Raw genomic sequence first — 17860 nt, 5'->3', positions numbered from 1 at the left:
TATTCAGAGCTGGCGTGCGCGCAGGCGGAGCGCATTGGTGATGACGCTGACGGAGGAGAGCGCCATGGCGGCCGCGGCGATGATGGGCGACAGCAGGATGCCGAAGAAGGGGTAGAGCACCCCGGCGGCAACCGGTACGCCGGCTGCGTTGTAGACGAAGGCGAGGAAGAGATTCTGACGGATATTGGCCATGGTGGCCTGCGACAGCCGCCTTGCCCGCACGATGCCCATGAGATCGCCCTTGACCAGGGTGACGCCGGCACTCTCGATCGCGACATCCGTGCCCGCGCCCATGGCGATGCCGACATCGGCCGCTGCCAGGGCCGGCGCATCGTTGACGCCGTCACCGGCCATGGCCACCATCTTGCCCTCGCGCTTGAAGGCCTCGACCAGCGCGCTCTTGCGTTCGGGCAGGACCTCGGCCTCGACGGCATCGATGCCGAGCCGGCGGGCGATGGCTTCGGCGGTAACACGGTTGTCCCCGGTGATCATCACGACATGGATGCCCTCCTCACGCAGGGCGGCCAGGGCAGCCGGCGTGGTTTCCTTGACCGGATCGGCAATGGCGAGCAGGCCGGCGAGACGCCCGTCGACAGCGGCGAAGATTACCGTCGCACCGTCGTGGCGCAGCCGGTCGGCTTCCGCCGCCAGGGCGACCGCAACGCCCTCCTGCGCCATGAAGGCCGCATTGCCGAGGAGCACCGGCCGGCCTTCGACGGTACCCCGCGCACCCTTGCCCGTGGGTGAATCGAAATCCACAACCGCGGACAAGGCGAGACCCTTCGCCTCCGCCGCCGCGACCACGGCCCGGGCGAGGGGATGTTCGGAGGCGCGCTCCACGCTGGCCGCCAGCCGCAGCAGCTCGTCCTCGCCAAAGCCTTCGGCGGGCCAGATGGCGGTAAGGGTTGGGTGCCCTTCGGTGAGCGTACCCGTCTTGTCGACCACCAGGGTGTCGACCTTTTCCAACCGCTCCAGCGCTTCGGCGTTCCGGATTAGCACACCGAGACCGGCTCCCTTGCCGACGCCGACCATGATCGACATCGGCGTCGCCAATCCCAGGGCACAGGGACAGGCGATGATCAGCACCGTGACCGCCGCGACCAGGCCATAGGCGAAGCGAGGCTCGGGGCCGAACACGGCCCAGGCGGCAAAGGCCGCCGCCGCGACCAGGATGACCAGGGGTACGAACCAGCCGGCCACCTGGTCGGCTAGGCGCTGGATCGGAGCACGCGAACGCTGCGCCTGCGACACCATCTGCACGATCTGGGCCAGCATGGTGTCGCCCTCGACCTTGTCGGCGCGGATGACCAAAGCACCGGTCTGGTTGAGCGTACCGCCGATGACGCTGTCGCCGACGGCCTTGCTCATCGGCATGGATTCGCCGGTCACCAAGGCCTCGTCGAGCGAGGAGCGACCCTCCAGCACACTGCCGTCCACCGGCACCTTCTCGCCGGGACGGATACGCAGATTGTCGCCCACCGCCACCTTGTCGAGCGTGATCTCCTCTTCCGAGCCATCCGGCCGGATGAGCGTCGCCGTCTTCGGCGCGAGGTTGAGCAAAGCCCGGATCGCCCCCGAGGTATGTTCGCGGGCCCTGAGTTCGAGCACCTGGCCGACCAGCACGAGCACGGTGATCACCGCGGCCGCCTCGAAATAGACGGCCACGCTGCCATCGTCGCCACGGAAGGCTTCGGGGAATAGGCCAGGCGCCAGCACCGCCACCAGGCTGTAGACCCAGGCAATGCCGGTGCCCATGGCGATCAGGGTGAACATGTTGAGGTTGCGGCGCAGGACGGACTGCCAGCCGCGCACGAAGAAGGGCCAGCCGCCCCACAGCACCACGATACTGGCCAAGACGAGCTGGATCCAGGCCGATCGGGCCGGCGGCACCAGATGATGCAGCGCGGAGACGAGATGAGAGCCCATCTCCAGGACGAAGACGGGCAAGGCCAGCACCAGGCTCACCCAGAAGCGCCGCGTCATATCCGTGAGTTCGGGATTGGGGCCGGCTTCGGCCGTGACTTGGAGAGGCTCGAGCGCCATGCCGCAGATCGGGCAGGATCCCGGCCCTTCCTGCCGAATCTCGGGGTGCATCGGGCAGGTGTAGATCGTGCCTTCAGGCGCGGTCGGCTTGGGTTTGCGCTCGCCGAGATAACGCCCCGGCTCCGCCTCGAATTTCGACTTGCAGCCGGCCGAGCAGAAATAGTAGGGGTGCCCCTCGTGCCGAAGCGAATGCTTGGCGGTCGCCGGATCGACCTCCATGCCGCAGACCGGGTCCTTCACGCCGGCATGCGCCCCGGCATGATCGTGGTGGTGATCGTGATGATGGTGATGGTCGTTCATCAGCCCGTCCCATGCCTCTCAGTCGATTCCCGCTGGTTTCCCAGCCTTCCTGGACAGGGCGTAAGGCTTGACATCATGGGAAGGTCAAGCCTCTTGTGAGGCAAGGCGGGCAATTTATTTGGCTTGGGAAAGAAACCCCTGCGATCAGCCTACCGCACGTACATGCACAGGCTGCAATTCGTCGAGGTCGCTCACGCCCAGCATGGCCATGTTGCGCGCAATTTCCGCCTGGAGGAGGCCGAGGGCGTGACGAATGCCGCCCTCGCCCCCCACGGCGGCGGCGAACAGGAAAGGACGCCCGACGAAGACGAAGTCGGCCCCGAGTGCCAAGGCCTTCAGGACATCCGTGCCACGGCGGAAGCCGCCATCGATCAACACGGCCATCTCGCCAGCCGCCGAAACGGCCTCGGCCAGGACCGTCATGGGGGCGATGGCCGTATCAAGCTGGCGCCCGCCATGATTGGAGATCCAGACGCCATCAACCCCTCTGTCACGCGCGATGGCAACGTCTTCGGGTGCGAGGATGCCCTTCACCACCAGCTTGCCACGCCACAATTGCCGGATGAGATCGAGATGGCTCCAGTCGAGGCCGTCGCGTGCGCCGATGTCGCGCACCGCGTTGCGGGACAGCAGGGTCGGGCCGCGAAAGGCGTCCATGTTCTCGAAGCGCGGCATGCCGCCGGCCAGGGTGCGGGCGAAGGTTCCCAGCGACCAGGACGGATGGGTAATGCCATCCCAGAACAATCTCAGGCTCGGCTTCAGGGGCGTCGAGAAGCCCGTGCGGGCGTTGTTCTCGCGATTGGCGGCGACCGGCACGTCGGCTGTGAGCACGAGCGTCTCAAAGCCCGCGGCCGCCACGCGCGCCACCATGCGGCTGATGCGTTCGGGCTCGCCCGGCAGATAGGTCTGGAACCAGCGCGCCCCACCCTCCTCGGCCAACCGCTCCAACTGGATCAGCGAGGTGGCGCTGGCCACCATCAGGGCGTTCTCGGCAGCCGCCGCCTTGGCGAGGGCCAAGTCGCCCTCGAAAGTCGCAAGGCCCGACAGTCCCATGGGCGCTATGCCGACCGGCAGGGCATAGGCCTGGCCGAACAGGGTATGATGCGTCGAACGCGCCCTGGTATCGACGAGCACGCGTGGCACCAGCCCGAGGGCGGCCAGCGCCCGGGTGTTGCCGGCATGCGCCGCATTCGTCTCGGCAGCACCGGCATAATAGCCATAGATCTGGCGCGGCAGATGCCGGCGGGCTGCCGGTTCGAAATCCGCAAGCGCGAGGAAGCGCCGTAGTGACGGCGGTACGTTGGTTTCGATGCGTCGGGCGGTGACCACCGTTCGGGAATTCGAATTGTCCGGCACTCTTCCTGCTCTTCTCCAGCCTACCCCATTTCCGCATCGTTAGCCCCTTATCCCTTGGCGCAAGCAGGGGCGTCTCGTCAATCAAGGTCGAGGATCAGATCGTCCAATGAATCAAGTATACCGTACAGTGAGTGTACAGGCCGGTCATTCGGGTGAATCGTCCCCGCCATCTATTGAGCTCCCCCGAGAAACGGGATGAAGCGGCGGCGTCGGGAACGCGATCGCCCTCTCCCGAGGAGATGGAAATGGCCCTGTCCGATCCGATCAAAGCCAGGCCCGTATTCAGTCGCCAGACACTGCTGATCCTGTCCGCTGCCGTCATCCTGAGCGCGGCCATGGGCATCCGGCAGACCTTCGGGCTTTTCGTCGAGCCTTTCTCGATGGACCGGGGCCTTCCCGTCACCCTGATCGCCTTTGCCATCGCCATCCACAACCTGGTCTGGGGCGCGGCGCAGCCTTTTGCCGGCGCTGCGGCCGACCGCTACGGCTCGGCACCGGTCGTGGCATTCGGTGCCGCCATGTTCGCCTTGGGCCTCGGCATTGCCGCCATGGCACCCTCAGGGATCATGCTCATCCTCGGTCTCGGCGTCCTGGTCGGCATCGGCATCAGTTGCACGGCCTTCGGTGTCGTTCTGACCGCGGTCGGCCGCGGGACCTCGCCCGAAAAGCGCAGCATGGCCATGGGCATCGCCAGTGCCGGCGGCTCGTTCGGCCAGGTCGCCATGGTTCCCCTGGCACAGATCGTCTCGGAGCATTCGGGCCTGTCCACCGCCCTCGTCGTGTTGGCGCTCGTCATGCTGGCCGCGGCGCCTTTCGGCCTGTTTCTGGATGGCCGGCCAAGGCTGGCCGCGGTCAAAAAGGAAGAGGCAGGCCTGCCGCTGAAAGCCGCGCTGGAACAGGCTCTCGGCCATCGCGGCTATTGCCTTCTCACCCTCGGCTTCTTCACCTGTGGCTTCCAGCTCGCCTTCATCGCCACCCATCTGCCGGGCTATCTTTCGCTCTGCCACATGCCCGCCGGTACCGGCGCGAAGGCCCTCGCCTTGATCGGCCTGTTCAACATGGCGGGAAGCTGGGCCTGTGGCTGGCTCGGCGGGCGCTATCGGCAGCAACATGTGCTCGGCTGGCTCTACCTGATCCGGGGTGTCACCATCGCCGCCTTCTTCCTGGCACCGAAGTCGGACATATCAGTCGCCCTGTTCGCGGCCGTGATGGGCCTGACCTGGCTCGGCACGGTTCCCCTCACCAGCGGTCTCGTCGCCAAGGTCTTCGGCGTGCGCCATCTCGGCACCTTGTTCGGCATCTGCTTTCTCAGCCACCAGATCGGCTCGTTTCTCGGCGCCTGGCTCGGTGGCCTGACTTTCGACCTCACCGGTTCCTACACGCTGGTGTGGTGGGCGACCGCCCTTGCCAGTCTGATGGCGGCGGCGCTGCATTTCCCGATCAACGACACGCCGCAGACGGCAATGGCCTCGGGACGGGCGTGAGGCGGCCCGGGAGGTTTCCTCAATCCCGCGCGAAATTGGCCCGCTCGGCCCGCACGCGGGCCGTGATGTGGTCGGCGACGGCGGCGACGCGGCGGGTGTTGTGCGTGTCGGGGTGGGAGACCAGCCAATAGCTGCGGGTGAAGCGCGTGCCCGGCAGCAGGCGCTTCAACTCGGGATATTGCCGGGCGGCATAATCGTGCAGGATGCCGATGCCGTGGCCGGCCCTGACGGCCTCCATCTGGGCGACCACGCTGCCGCATTCGAAACGCCGGCGCATCAGTCTGCCCAGCGTCTCGGCATAGTCCAGCGCCCGGCTGTAGACGAGGTCGTCGACATGGGTGACGAAGAGGTGGCCGGCCAGATCCTCTTCGCAGGTGATGGGGGCGGTCTCTTCGAGATAGCGCCTGGAAGCATAGACGCTGAGCGTATAGTCGGTCAGCTTCTTGACCATCAGCCGCCCCTGTACCGGGCGGTCCAGCGTCACCACGATATCGGCCTCCCGCCGTGACAGCGAAAAGGTTCGCGGCAGCGGCACCAGTTGCACCACCAGTTCCGGGTGGCGGGCGGCCAAGGCGCCCAGTTCATGCGACAGGAAGTAGTTGCCGAGCCCGTCCGGCGCGCCGACACGCACTGTGCCGCTGATCTCCGCCGTGGTGCCGGAAACCAGGGCACCGACACGCAGGAATTCGGATTCGGCCTTCTCCGCTGCGACCAGTAGGGCCTCGCCGGCTGGTGTCAGCGTACAGCCCTGGGTCTGGCGCTCGACCAGCCGCGCCCCGAACGTCTCCTCGAGCGCCGTAAGTTGGCGGCCGACAGTGGCATGGTTGAGCCCGAGTTGCCGCGCTGCGCCGAGCAATTGGCCGCTGCGCGCTACCGCCAGGAAGATGCGGATGTGATCCCAGTTCATGACGGGCTCCTGTTCCGGATGCACGGGCATCCTGCCCGTTCTTCCGATCCTGCGAGCTCGACGTTTCCAAGAACGGGCAGGATGTCCGTGCACCCGGGAAGATCATTCGCCAATGACCTTAATTTTTGCACATCGGAAGTGCAATCCTTCTCATTGCTGTGCGAACGGATCAACTGCATAGATCGCGCCGAAAGCCGCCCGATCGACGGACGGAGCGACAGGAGGTAGAGGATGACGCGCGAGATCTCCCATTTCATCGGCGGCAAGCTGGTCGCCGGCCGCAGCGGCCGCAAGGCCGCGGTCTACAATCCCGCCACCGGCGAGGCTGCAGCCGAAGTCGCCCTCGCTTCGGTTGCCGAAGTGCGCGAGGCCTCCGCCGCCGCCAAGGCCGCCGCCCCCGGCTGGGCCGCTACCACGCCGCTGCGCCGCGCCCGCATCCTCAACAAGTTCCTGCACATCCTGGAAGAACGCACCGACGAGCTCGCCGCCGCGATCACGGCCGAGCATGGCAAGGTGCTCTCCGATGCCAAGGGCGAGATCCAGCGCGGCATGGAAGTGGTGGAGTTTGCCACCTCCGCGCCCCAGCTCCTCAAGGGCGAGGTGACGGAAAATGTCGGCACGCGCGTCGACAGCCATTCCCTGCGCCAGCCGCTCGGCGTCGTTGCCGGCATCACGCCGTTCAACTTCCCCGCCATGGTGCCGATGTGGATGTTCCCGGTGGCGCTGGCCTGCGGCAACTGCTTCATCCTCAAACCTTCCGAGCGCGACCCGTCCGCTTCGCTCCTCCTGGCGCAATGGCTCAAGGAGGCCGGCCTGCCGGATGGCGTCTTCAATGTGGTCCAGGGCGACAAGGAAGCCGTCGACGCCATCCTCACCGATCCCGACATCTCGGCCGTCAGCTTCGTCGGCTCTACACCGATCGCCCGCTACATCTACGAAACCGCCTCGCACAACGGCAAGCGCTGCCAGGCGCTGGGCGGTGCCAAGAACCACATGATCGTCATGCCCGACGCCGATATGGACCAGGCCGTCGACGCCCTGATGGGTGCGGCCTATGGCTCGGCCGGCGAGCGCTGCATGGCGATCTCGGTTGCGGTGCCGATCGGCGAAGCCACCGCCGAGGCGCTGCTCGCCAAGCTCGAACCCCGCGTGCGCGCCCTCAAGATCGGTCCCGGCACCGATCCGGAAGCCGAAATGGGTCCGCTCGTCACCAAGCAGCATCTCGACAAGGTGCGCGGCTATATCGACACCGGCGTCGCCGAAGGCGCCAAGCTGGTGGTGGACGGGCGTGGCTTCGCCATGCAGGGCTACGAGAACGGCTATTATCTCGGCGGTACCCTGTTCGATGGCGTCACCACCGACATGACGATCTACAAGGAAGAGATCTTCGGCCCGGTGCTCGCAGTGGCCCGCGCACCCGACTATGCCACCGCTGCCCGCATGATCAACGAGCATGAATTCGGCAACGGCACCGCGATCTTCACCCGCGACGGTGATGCCGCCCGCGAATTCGCCCACCAGATCCAGGTCGGCATGGTCGGCATCAACGTGCCGATCCCGGTGCCGATGGCGTTCCACTCCTTCGGCGGCTGGAAGTCTTCGCTGTTCGGTGACCATCACATGCACGGCGCCGAGGGCGTGCGCTTCTACACCAAGCTCAAGACCATCACGAGCCGCTGGCCCACCGGTATCCGCGCCGGCGCCGATTTCGTGATGCCGACGATGAAGTAGGACACCGATAGGGTTTTAGTGTCCCGCTGCTTCTCATGAGGCGGCGGGACACTCTTTATCAGGCAGCCTGCGCCACGGCGTAGCTATCCTCCAGCATACGGTAGCGCACGATCCTGCCCTGCCTCACCGTGAGGTCGAAGGCGAACCCGGTCTCGATCAGCCTGCCGGTGGCGCGTACCAGCGAGGCAAGCTCTCCGAGGATGACGGCCCGTTCGCCATCCGCCAGGACGGAGCGCACCTCGAAATACCTGGGTTCGATGCTGGAGATCAGCTCGCGGAAGAAGGTGGCGATCTCCGCCTTGCCCCGACGAGGCCCGATCCACGGCACGCGCGCCCGGTCACCCGCAATGTCCCAATCGGCATCCTCGGAGAAGAGTTCGGTGATCGCAACCAGGCGCTGCGGATCACCCGGCTCGGCACGATAAAGTCCGACCGCCTCCAGATAACGCAGCGCCACCTCGCGCGGCGATGCAATCTCGCCGCCGTCCCGATAGCGTTGCAGCCGCGGCTGATCGGCACTGGTGAAATCCGGATCGACATAGATATAGGTGCGGCTGATCAGGGAGCCGTCGAATTCGAACACGTTGCAGAAACGGCCTTGCGAGATCTCGCCGTCAGGCCAGCTTTCGCCGGCCATAGTGACGCCGGCCTCCTGCCCCTCCACCACGATACGGTCCCCGTCGACCGTGAAGATGAGACCATCGATGTCGTGGATCAGGCTGCGCAACTCACGCCCGATCCGCTCGCCGAAGCCGACCACGGCGGCCTTGCCCACAGCCATCCCGAATTTGGGAAAGTAGAATCGCACATCATCCGTAAACAGATCCAGCAAGGCCGGGTCCCTGGCGTCCACCAGCCGGAAATAGCTGCGGATCGTCTCGATGCGCTGGGCGCGCATAGCATTGTCCATGGCTTGCTCCATTCTGTAATTCGGATTACATAAAAAGCCTCATGCCAGCATGTCAAGAATTCTATAATTGAAACTACAGAAAGGATTTCCATGGCAGCCCGCGGACGCCCTCGTGCCTTCGACCGCAGTGCTGCGCTCGAACGCGCCATGCAGGTCTTCTGGGCCAAGGGTTACGAGGCGACGCAGCTTGCCGATCTGACCGCAGCCATGGGCATCAACCCGCCCAGCTTCTACGCCGCCTTCGACAGCAAGGAAGCGATCTTCCGCGAGGCCGTCGATCTCTACCTCGCCACCGCTGGCAGCGGCAGCATGCGCATCCTCGCCGACACCGCCTCGACCCGGGAGGCCATCGCCGCCATGCTGCTCGCCAGCATCGATATAGCGCTGGCCAGCCCCTCCCAGGGCGGCTGCATGGTCAGTCTTGGCCTGATCAACTGCCAGGAGCAGAATGCGGCTGTGCGTATGCATATGCGCGGCCTCAGAAAAACTACCGAGGACCTCATCCATCAAAGACTGGAGCGTGGCCGCGCCGAGGGCGACCTCTCGTCCGCAGCCGATATCGGCCGGTTGTCACGCTTCTTCGCGGCCATCCTGCAGGCCCTGTCGCTGCAGGCACAGGACGGGGCTTCGCGCCAGGATCTGGCCGGCATCGCAGAAGCGTCCCTGGCGGCTCTCGATTTAGCCTCCGCCCGGCCGGATCGGCCGATATCCCGACCATGAATGACAGCGGCGCCGGGAGGATCCCGGCGCCGGTTTGTGATGGCTGCCTAGCCCGTCAGGGACGATGCACGGTCTTCACCTCGAGGAAGTCCTCCAGGCCGAAGATGCCGCCTTCGCGGCCATTGCCGGACTGCTTGTAGCCGCCGAACGGGCTGCCATAGCGATGCGGCCCGCCATTGATGTGCACCATGCCGGCGCGCAGCCTGGCCGCCACCCGCTCGGCCCGCTTGTCGTCACCCGTCTGCAGATAGGCGGCAAGGCCGTAATTGGTATCGTTGGCCAGCTCGATCGCCTGCTCCTCGGTGTCGAAGGGGATGATCGACAGTACCGGGCCGAAGATCTCCTCGCGGGCGATGCGCATGTTCGGATCGACATTGGCGAAGATGGTCGGCTTGACGAAATAGCCCTTTTCATAGCCTTCCGGCTTGCCGGGACCGCCGATCAGTACCCGCGCGCCTTCGGCGACGCCGGCTTCGATCAGAGCCTGTACGCGGCCGAACTGGATATCGCTGACCAGCGGGCCGATATGCTCGCCTTCCTGCTTGGGATCGCCGACGGCCTGCGTCCTGCCGGTTCGCTCGGCGATCTCGACGACCTTATCGTAGACCGAGCGCTGCACCAGCATGCGCGTCGGGGCATCGCAGGACTGGCCGGAGTTGTTGAAGCATTCCAGCACACTGCCGGCAACGCGATCCTCGAGGTCGGCATCCTCGAAGATGATGTTGGGCGACTTGCCGCCGAGCTCGAGCGTGACGCGCTTGACGGTCTCGGCCGCATCCTTGCTGACGGCGATGCCGGCGCGGGTCGAGCCGGTGAAGGACATCATGTCGATATCCTTGTGCTTGGAGAGGGCAGCGCCGACCGAGGGGCCGTCGCCGTTCACCAGGTTGAACACGCCGGCGGGGAAGCCGGCTTCCTCGACCATTTCGGCATAGAGCAGCGCATTGAGGGGGGTGAACTCGCTCGGCTTGAGCACGCAGGTGCTGCCGGTGGCGAGCGCGGGCACCACCTTGAGCGCGATCTGGTTGATCGGCCAGTTCCAGGGGGTGATCAGGCCGCAGACGCCGATCGGCTCCCGCAGCACTACGTCGCCATTGGGCAGGGTGTCACGGGCCTTGAGATGACGCAGCGCGTCGATGAAGCCCTGCAAATGGCCCACGCCCACATCGGCCTGCTGGGCCCGGCTCATCGAAATCGGCGCGCCGAGTTCGAGCGTGATGGTCTGCGCCATCTCCTCATAGCGGCGCTTGTAGACTTCGAGCAGCTTTTCCAGGAGCGCCAGGCGTTCCTCGACGCTGGTGCGCGAATAGGTGGCGAAGGCTTTCTTGGCGGCGGCGACAGCCTTGTCGACATCGGCGGGCGTGCCCATGGAGATCACGGCGACCGGCTGCTCGGTGGCCGGATCCAGCACCTGCAGATCGTTGGGAACGACGGGATCGACCCATTTGCCGTCGATGTAGAATTTGCGCTTGTCGAGCATCTCTCACTCCCTCATTGCGGAGGCTGTCGCCGGCCTCTCGTGATTTCGTCAGACTTACACTGCTCTGCGCCGCCAATCCACGGGGACGGCCATCTTGTCGCAGGCGTGGGCCTACCCTCCCCTTCCAGGGGAGGGTAGAAAATCGCCCCCCGGTCACAGGCCGAATTTGTCCCTCAAGCCGTACCACCAGGCGCCGAGCACGGTCAGCGGCACCCGGAAGGTCTTGCCACCCGGGAAGGGGTAGTAGGGCAGGCTGCTCCAGACATCGAAACGCTCGGCCTGGCCGGCCACCGCCTCGCCCAGGATCTTGCCGAGCAGATGGGTGGTGGTCACGCCATGGCCACTGTCGCCATGCGAGAAATAGATCGACGGCGACAGGCGCCCGACATGCGGGATGCGCGTCAGGGTCAGCGCGAAATTGCCGCTCCAGGCATAGTCGAAGCGGATATTGGCAAGTTGCGGGAAGGTCCTGGCAAGGCTCGGCCGGATCTTGGCTTCGATGCTGGCCGGATCGCCGCCGCCATAGACGATGCCGCCGCCGAAAAGCAGGCGGTTGTCGGCGGTGCGGCGGTAATAGTCGAGGATGTAGTTCATGTCCTCAACGCAATAATTGGCCGGCAGCAAATCACGGATCACCGCTTCGTCCAGCGGCTCGGTGGCGACGACCTGGCTGGAGACCGGCATCATCTTGCCGCCGATCTCGGGCAGGAGATTGCCGATATAGGCATTGCCGCAGACGAGGAGATAGGTGCAGGTCACCGCTCCGTGCCTGGTGCGCACCACCGGCCTGGCTCCCTGCTCGACCGAGACGACCGGCGAGTGCTCGAAAATGCGTCCGCCATGCCGCTCGACCGCCGCCGCCTCGCCCAGCACCAGGCTGAGCGGGTGGATGTGACCGCCCTTGTGGTCGACCAGGCCGCCGACATAGCGATCCGATTTTACGATGGCCGGCAGGCCAGCTCGGTCGATCCGCTCAAGGCCGCCATGGCCATGGCTCTCCCAGATGCGCTGCTGATCCTCGAGTTCGCGCAACTGCTTGTCGGTGAAGGCGGCGAAGAAGCCGCCCGGCACCAGGTCGCAATCGATGTCGTAGGAAGCGATGCGGCCACGGATGATATCGGCGCCCTCCCCGGCCATGGCGCCGAGCGCCTTGGCCGCCTGGTGGCCATATCGCTTTTCGATCACGTCGAGGTCGCGGCTATAGCCGTTGACGATCTGGCCGCCATTGCGCCCGGACGCGCCGAAGCCGATGCGGACGGCTTCCAGCACCACCACGCTATAGCCTCGCTCGGCCAGTTCCAGCGCCGCGGAAATGCCGGTGAAGCCGGCGCCGATGACGCAGATATCGGCGCTCAGATGCTCATTCAGCCTGGGGCGCTCGAAGGCGCCCTTGGCCGTCGCAGCATAGTAGGATGGCGCATGGCCAGCGTTGGACGACGGGGGCTGCGCAGCGGTGAACTCGACGGTGGACATGGCAGGCATACCTCAACAGACCGGTCGTCGCGCAGTCAGGCCAAACCAGGGGTTTGGCCTGGGGCCGCAGCCGGGATCTCGGTGGAATGGATGGCGGTCAGACGATTTCGAGATAGGCGGCGAATTCGTAGTCGGTGACCTGTTCGGTGAAACCGGCGATCTCCTGGCGCTTGCAGGCAATCAGCATGGAGCGCAGCACGGGGTCGAAAATCTCGGCGGCGATCTCGCCTGCCTCGAAGGCATCGACCGCCTGTCCCCATTCCGAGGGGATCTTGGCCGAGGCACTCGGCAGATGGGCGCGCCCGACAATGGGCTCGGGCGGGGTCCATTGCTTGCGGATGCCGATCAGGGCAGCGCCAAGTATGGCGGCGACCACCAGATAGGGATTGGCATCAGCCCCGGCGACCCGGTGTTCGATGCGCCGCGCCGCCGGGCTGCCGCCGGGGATGCGGACCGCGGCGGTGCGGTTCTCATAGCCCCAGGCGATCGTGGTCGGGGCGTGGGTATCGGGCCGCAGGCGGCGATAGGAATTGAAATGCGGCGCGAACAATAGCGTGGTCTCGGCCATGCCGCGCAGCAAGCCGGCGACTGCATGCCGCAGGATCGGCGAGCCTTCCTTGCTGCCGTCGTCGAAGACGTTGCGCCCCTCGGCGTCGAGGAGGCTGAAATGCACATGCATGCCGTTGCCCGAGCGCATGCCATAGGGCTTGGCCATGAAGGTCGCAGCCAGACCATGCTTGCGGGCAACGCCCTTGACGATGCGCTTGAAGAACACGGCGTCGTCGGCCGCCTTCAAGGGATCGTCACTGTGCAAGAGGTTGATCTCGAACTGGCCGATGCCGTTCTCGGCAACAGCGGCGTCCGCCGCCACGTTCTGGCGCGCACATTCGGCATAGACGTCGGAAATGAACTCGCCGAAATCGTTGAGCTCGTCGATGGAGAGAATGGCGTCCGAATCGAGCCGCTTGCCGGTGTAGGGCGAGATCGGCGGCACGGCGCTGTCCGGCTCCGGATCGATCAGATAGAATTCCATCTCCGTCGCCACCACGGGACGCAGGCCGAGCTTCTGGTATTCGCGCACCACGGCAGCGAGGGCCTGGCGCGGATCGGCGAGAAAAGGCTCGCCATTCTCCAGGAAGAGCCAGAGCGGCACCATGGCGCTCGGCCGCGACGTCCAGTTCACCGGCAGGATGCCGCGTCCGGTCGCCCCGCAGATGCCATCCATGTCGCCGCTGGCGAATACCTGCTCGCTGCCGATGATATCCTCGCCCCAGACGTCGACGCCGACGATTGACAGGGGCATGCGGATACCCCCGCCCAGCACCTTCTCGGCCTGCCTGACCGGCACGCGCTTGCCACGCATGATGCCGTTGAGATCGCAGACCACGGCCTGAATGCTCTCGATCGGACTGTCCTCCTTGAGCAGGTCTGCCAAGGTGTCCCGATCGATGCTTTCGGACGTCATCATGCGCACTCCATTTTGTGATCACATTATTAGGTATGTGACATCATATCCGACTGGAAGCAAGCCCGACTTCGCGATAAGCAGATGCTGGTTTGATGAGGAGGCGAGGTTATTGAAGAAGCTGGCACTGCCGCCATTGGCCCGGGCCGATGGCATGACGACGCATGATTATGTCTTCCTGCGCCTCAGGCAGGCCATCATGGTGGGGGCTTTCCGGCCTGGAACCTCGCTGACCATACGCGGTCTCGCCGCCGCGCTCGAAAGCAGCTCCACGCCCGTGCGGGAGGCGCTCAGGCAACTCACCTCGATCGGCGCCCTGAAACTGCTCGAGAACCGCCGGATCCAGGTGCCCGCCGTCACGCCGGACCTCTTCGAGGAGCTGATCTCCCTGCGCGTCGTGCTGGAACAGCATGCAGCACGGCGCGCCGTTGCGCATATCACCGAGCGGCAGATCGGCCAGCTGGTCGAGATGGATCTCGCCATCGACCAGGCCATCCACAGGCAGGACAAGGTCGGCGCCCTGCTCGCCAACCAGCAATTTCACCGCACCATCTACGCGATCAGCCCGGACCGCATCATCCTGCCGATGATCGAGAGCGTCTGGCTGCAGCTCGGCCCGGTCCAGGGCGTCGCCATGGAGCATGTCGCCGAACTCTATGTGGTCGACCGGCACCAGGAAATCATCCAGGCCTTGCGTCAGCGCAACGAGGAGGGGCTGGCTGCAGCCATCGGCGCCGACATTCGCGAAGGCATCGGCGGCTTCACCTCATCGGCGATCGCCTCCCTGCTCGATGTCGCGGCGGCCTGAGGCATTCAGCCCTCAGGCCGCCGCCCTGCTCATTCCGCCCGCTGGGCGCTGGCATCGGCCGGAATCGCCTCCGGCTTGCGTCGGCCAAAGAGCTTCATCACCACCCCATAGAACACCGGCACGAAGAACACCGCCAGCAGCGTGGCCGAGACCATGCCGCCGAACACACCGGTGCCGATGGCGTGCTGTGTCTCGGCGCTGGCGCCACGCGCCAGCATCAGCGGCACCACGCCGAGCGCGAAGGCGAGTGAGGTCATCAGGATCGGCCGCAGCCTGAGGCGCGCGGCCTCGGTCACGGCCTCATGCAGGGGCCGGCCTGCCGCGCGCAGCGACTGGGCGAATTCGACGATCAGGATGGCATTCTTGGCCGCGAGGCCGATGATGGTGACGAGGCCGACCTTGAAGAACACGTCGTTCTCCAGGCCGCGCAGCAGCACCGCGGCGACGGCACCGAGAATGCCGAGCGGCACCACCAGCATGACCGAGAACGGCACGGACCAGCTTTCGTAGAGCGCGGCCAGGACCAGGAACACCACCAGCATCGACACCCCGAGCAGGGCCGGCGCTTGCGCGCCCGAGAGCTGTTCCTGGAGGGACTCGCCGGTCCAGGCGATGGCGAAGCCGGCGGGCAATTTCGCCGCAAGCCGTTCCATCTCGGCCATGGCATCGCCGGAAGAAACACCGGGAGCCGCCGAGCCGGCGATGCGCGCGGCCTGGAAGCTGTTATAGCGCACCAATTGCAGCGGGCTCGTCTGCCAGACCGGCGTGACTACCTCCGACAGGGCAACCATGCCGCCGGCATTGTTGCGCAGGCGCAGCTTGAGCACATCGTCGATGCGCATGCGCGCCGGCGCATCGGCCTGCACGATCACCTGCTGCAGCCGGCCGAGATTGGGGAAGTCGTTGACGTAGGACGAGCCGATGGCGACAGACAGCGCATCGTTGATCGCGGTGAAGGGCACGCCCAGCGCCTCCGCCTTCTGGCGGTCGATCTTCAGCCGCATGCTCGGGCCGTTGGGCAGGCCTTCGGCATAGACGCCGGTCACCAGGCTGCTCCTGGAAGCAAGCTCGATCAGCTGGCTCTGTGTTGCCATCAACGCGGCATAGCCCCTGTTCGCCCTGTCCTGCAGGCGCAGCGTGAAACCGGATGTCGTGCCCAATTCGTCGATGGCCGGCGGCTTGAGGCTCATCACGGTGCCCTCGCGGATATCGGCCATGGCTTGCGTGGCGCCGGCAATGGCGTCGTCGACGCTGGTGCTGCGCTCGCTCCAATCCTTCAGCGTGGTGAAAGCGATCGCCGTATTCGGCCCGGCACCGGCAAAGCCGTAGCCCATGACGGCAATGGAGCTGGAGACATCGGGGCGCGCGACGACATGCCGGTCGAACTGCTTGACGATGGCAAGCGTGCGCTCGGCGGTGGCATCGGAGGGCAGCGAGAAGGAAGTGATGAAATTGCCCTGGTCTTCCTGGGGCAGGAAGGAGGACGGCAATTGCCCATAGGCATAGACCAGCCCGCCGATCAGGACGAGATAAACAACCATCACCCGGCCCGTCCGCCGGATCAGCCCGCCGACCCAGCCCGCATAGCCCGCCGTCAGGCTGTCGAAGCTGCGATTGAACCAGCCGAAGAACCCTCCCAAGATGCCACTTTGGGCATGATGCCCGGAGGCGACCGGCTTGAGCAGCGTGGCGCACAGGGCCGGTGTCAGCGTCAACGCCAGCAAGGCCGAGAACAGGATGGACACCGCCATCGACATGGTGAACTGGCGGTAGATTGCACCGACCGATCCGCCGGCCAGGCCCATCGGGATGAACACCGCCGCCAGCACCAGCGTGATGCCGACGATGGCGCCGGTGATCTCCTTCATCGCCTTTTCGGTCGCCTGCTTCGGGGGCAGTCCTTCGCTCGCCATGATGCGCTCGACATTCTCGACTACGACGATGGCGTCGTCGACGATGATGCCGATGGCCAGCACCATGCCGAACATGGTGAGCACGTTGATCGAATATCCCGCGCCCCACATCACGGCGAAGGTGCCGAGCAGCGCGATGGGCGCCACGATGGCGGGGATCAGCGTATAGCGGACCTTCTGCAGGAAGAGGAACATCACCGCGAAGACCAGGACCATCGCTTCCAGCAGCGTAGCCACCACCTTCTCGATCGACACCTTCACAAAGGGAGCGGTGTCGTAGGGGATGGAATAGCTCATGCCCTTCGGCATGGTGGTGGCGAGTTCGGCGAGGCGCGCGCGCACGCCGTCGGCGGTCGCGACGGCATTGGCGCCGGGCGAAAGCTGGATGGCGACCGCCGTCGACGGCTTGCCATTTTCGCGAATGGAATAGCTCAGGCTTTGCGCGCCGATCTCCACGCGCGCGACATCGCCCAGCACCAGCTTGGAGCCGTCGGCGCGGGCCCGCAACACGATGGCGGCGAATTCCTGCGGGGTCTGCAACTGTCCCTGCACCGTCAGGGGAATGGAGACCATCTGGCCCGGTACCGTCGGCTCCGCGCCCACCCGCCCCGGCGCGATCTGCGCATTCTGGGCCTGGATGGCGCTGGTGACGTCCGAGAGCGACAGTGAATAGGAGATCAGCAGAGCCGGATCGACCCAGATCCGCATCGCCTTCTCCGAGCTGAAGGACTGCACCCGGCCAACGCCGGGCACGCGCTTGAGCTCTTCGGCGATGTTGCGTGTCATGTAGTCGCCGAGCGTCAGTTCGTCATAGCGCCCATCCTTGGCATTCAGGCCGACGATCATCAGGAAGCCTGAGGAAGCGGCCTCCACCGACAATCCCGTCTGGCGCACGGCCTGGGGCAGGCGCGCTTCGATCGCCTTGAGCCGGTTCTGGATGTCGACCTGCGCCATCTGCGGGTCGGTGCCGGGCTTGAAGGTGACCGTGATATCCGCCGATCCCGAGGTGTCGGTCGAGGATTCGAAATAAAGGATGTCCTTCACCCCCGACAATTCACGCTCGATCAGGCTGACGACACCGTCTTCGATCGTCTGCGGCGAAGCCCCGACATAGCTGGCGGCAATGCTGACGCTGGGCGGCGCGATCGGCGGAAAACGCGAAATCGGCAGCTGCGGGAGGGCAATCAAGCCCAACAGGGTGATGAAGATGGCGATCACCCAGGCAAACACCGGGCGATTGATGAAAAACTGGGCCATGTCGGGTCTCGCC

Annotated in this window: 12 protein-coding genes; 4 read left to right on the top strand and 8 right to left on the bottom strand. The window is 65.5% G+C overall.

Features of this window, described 5'->3' with window-relative positions; translation table 11 throughout:
- Window positions 1-3: 3 nt before the first annotated feature.
- Both ACN6KF_RS02220 and ACN6KF_RS02215 read right to left on the bottom strand, forming a co-directional pair.
- Entirely contained in the window at window positions 4-2343 is a 2340-nt protein-coding gene (locus ACN6KF_RS02220) for a heavy metal translocating P-type ATPase (RefSeq protein WP_434955264.1), read from the bottom strand.
- A 144-nt stretch (window positions 2344-2487) separates the two neighbouring features.
- Window positions 2488-3699 carry an alpha-hydroxy acid oxidase gene (locus ACN6KF_RS02215; protein WP_434955263.1) on the bottom strand — a complete coding sequence of 404 codons (1212 nt, stop codon included), beginning with the start codon at window positions 3697-3699 and terminating at the stop codon, window positions 2488-2490.
- 245 nt (window positions 3700-3944) lie between these two features.
- On the opposite strand from ACN6KF_RS02215, the gene ACN6KF_RS02210 reads away from it, so the two are divergent.
- On the top strand, window positions 3945-5183 hold the full coding sequence (locus ACN6KF_RS02210; protein ID WP_434955262.1) for an MFS transporter: 1239 nt from the start codon (window positions 3945-3947) through the stop codon (window positions 5181-5183).
- Between the two features lie 19 nt (window positions 5184-5202).
- Here the strand turns inward: ACN6KF_RS02210 and ACN6KF_RS02205 are convergent, their stop codons facing one another.
- Window positions 5203-6090, bottom strand: a complete 888-nt coding sequence (locus tag ACN6KF_RS02205; RefSeq protein WP_434955261.1) for a LysR family transcriptional regulator — start codon at window positions 6088-6090, stop codon at window positions 5203-5205.
- Window positions 6091-6321: 231 nt separating this feature from the next.
- Here ACN6KF_RS02205 and ACN6KF_RS02200 point away from each other — a divergent pair, with 231 nt between their 5' ends.
- On the top strand, window positions 6322-7821 hold the full coding sequence (locus ACN6KF_RS02200; RefSeq protein ID WP_434955260.1) for a CoA-acylating methylmalonate-semialdehyde dehydrogenase: 1500 nt from the start codon (window positions 6322-6324) through the stop codon (window positions 7819-7821).
- A 58-nt stretch (window positions 7822-7879) separates the two neighbouring features.
- Here ACN6KF_RS02200 and ACN6KF_RS02195 read toward each other — a convergent pair whose 3' ends face one another.
- Window positions 7880-8731, bottom strand: coding sequence for a nuclear transport factor 2 family protein (locus ACN6KF_RS02195; protein WP_434955259.1), 852 nt, complete (start codon window positions 8729-8731; stop codon window positions 7880-7882).
- 90 nt (window positions 8732-8821) lie between these two features.
- Here ACN6KF_RS02195 and ACN6KF_RS02190 point away from each other — a divergent pair, with 90 nt between their 5' ends.
- Window positions 8822-9451, top strand: coding sequence for a TetR/AcrR family transcriptional regulator (locus ACN6KF_RS02190; RefSeq protein ID WP_434955258.1), 630 nt, complete (start codon window positions 8822-8824; stop codon window positions 9449-9451).
- A 55-nt stretch (window positions 9452-9506) separates the two neighbouring features.
- Here ACN6KF_RS02190 and ACN6KF_RS02185 read toward each other — a convergent pair whose 3' ends face one another.
- From ACN6KF_RS02185 to ACN6KF_RS02175, 3 genes are all read right to left on the bottom strand, one after another.
- On the bottom strand, window positions 9507-10931 hold the full coding sequence (locus ACN6KF_RS02185) for an aldehyde dehydrogenase family protein (RefSeq protein WP_434955257.1): 1425 nt from the start codon (window positions 10929-10931) through the stop codon (window positions 9507-9509).
- A 153-nt stretch (window positions 10932-11084) separates the two neighbouring features.
- Window positions 11085-12404, bottom strand: a complete 1320-nt coding sequence (locus tag ACN6KF_RS02180; protein WP_434955256.1) for an NAD(P)/FAD-dependent oxidoreductase — start codon at window positions 12402-12404, stop codon at window positions 11085-11087.
- 97 nt (window positions 12405-12501) lie between these two features.
- Window positions 12502-13869 (bottom strand): glutamine synthetase family protein, encoded by a 1368-nt coding sequence (locus tag ACN6KF_RS02175; RefSeq protein ID WP_434959593.1) that lies wholly within the window; start codon window positions 13867-13869, stop codon window positions 12502-12504.
- 112 nt (window positions 13870-13981) lie between these two features.
- Here ACN6KF_RS02175 and ACN6KF_RS02170 point away from each other — a divergent pair, with 112 nt between their 5' ends.
- Complete coding sequence (locus ACN6KF_RS02170; protein ID WP_434955255.1) at window positions 13982-14677, top strand: GntR family transcriptional regulator; 696 nt, start codon at window positions 13982-13984, stop codon at window positions 14675-14677.
- Window positions 14678-14706: 29 nt separating this feature from the next.
- On the opposite strand, the gene ACN6KF_RS02165 is transcribed toward ACN6KF_RS02170, so the two are convergent.
- On the bottom strand, window positions 14707-17847 hold the full coding sequence (locus ACN6KF_RS02165; RefSeq protein WP_434955254.1) for a multidrug efflux RND transporter permease subunit: 3141 nt from the start codon (window positions 17845-17847) through the stop codon (window positions 14707-14709).
- Window positions 17848-17860 lie beyond the last annotated feature (13 nt).

The organism is Labrys methylaminiphilus subsp. lupini, from assembly GCF_051161885.1.
Classification (GTDB): Bacteria; Pseudomonadota; Alphaproteobacteria; order Rhizobiales; family Labraceae; genus Labrys.
This window is presented reverse-complemented; position numbering and strand designations above follow the sequence as displayed.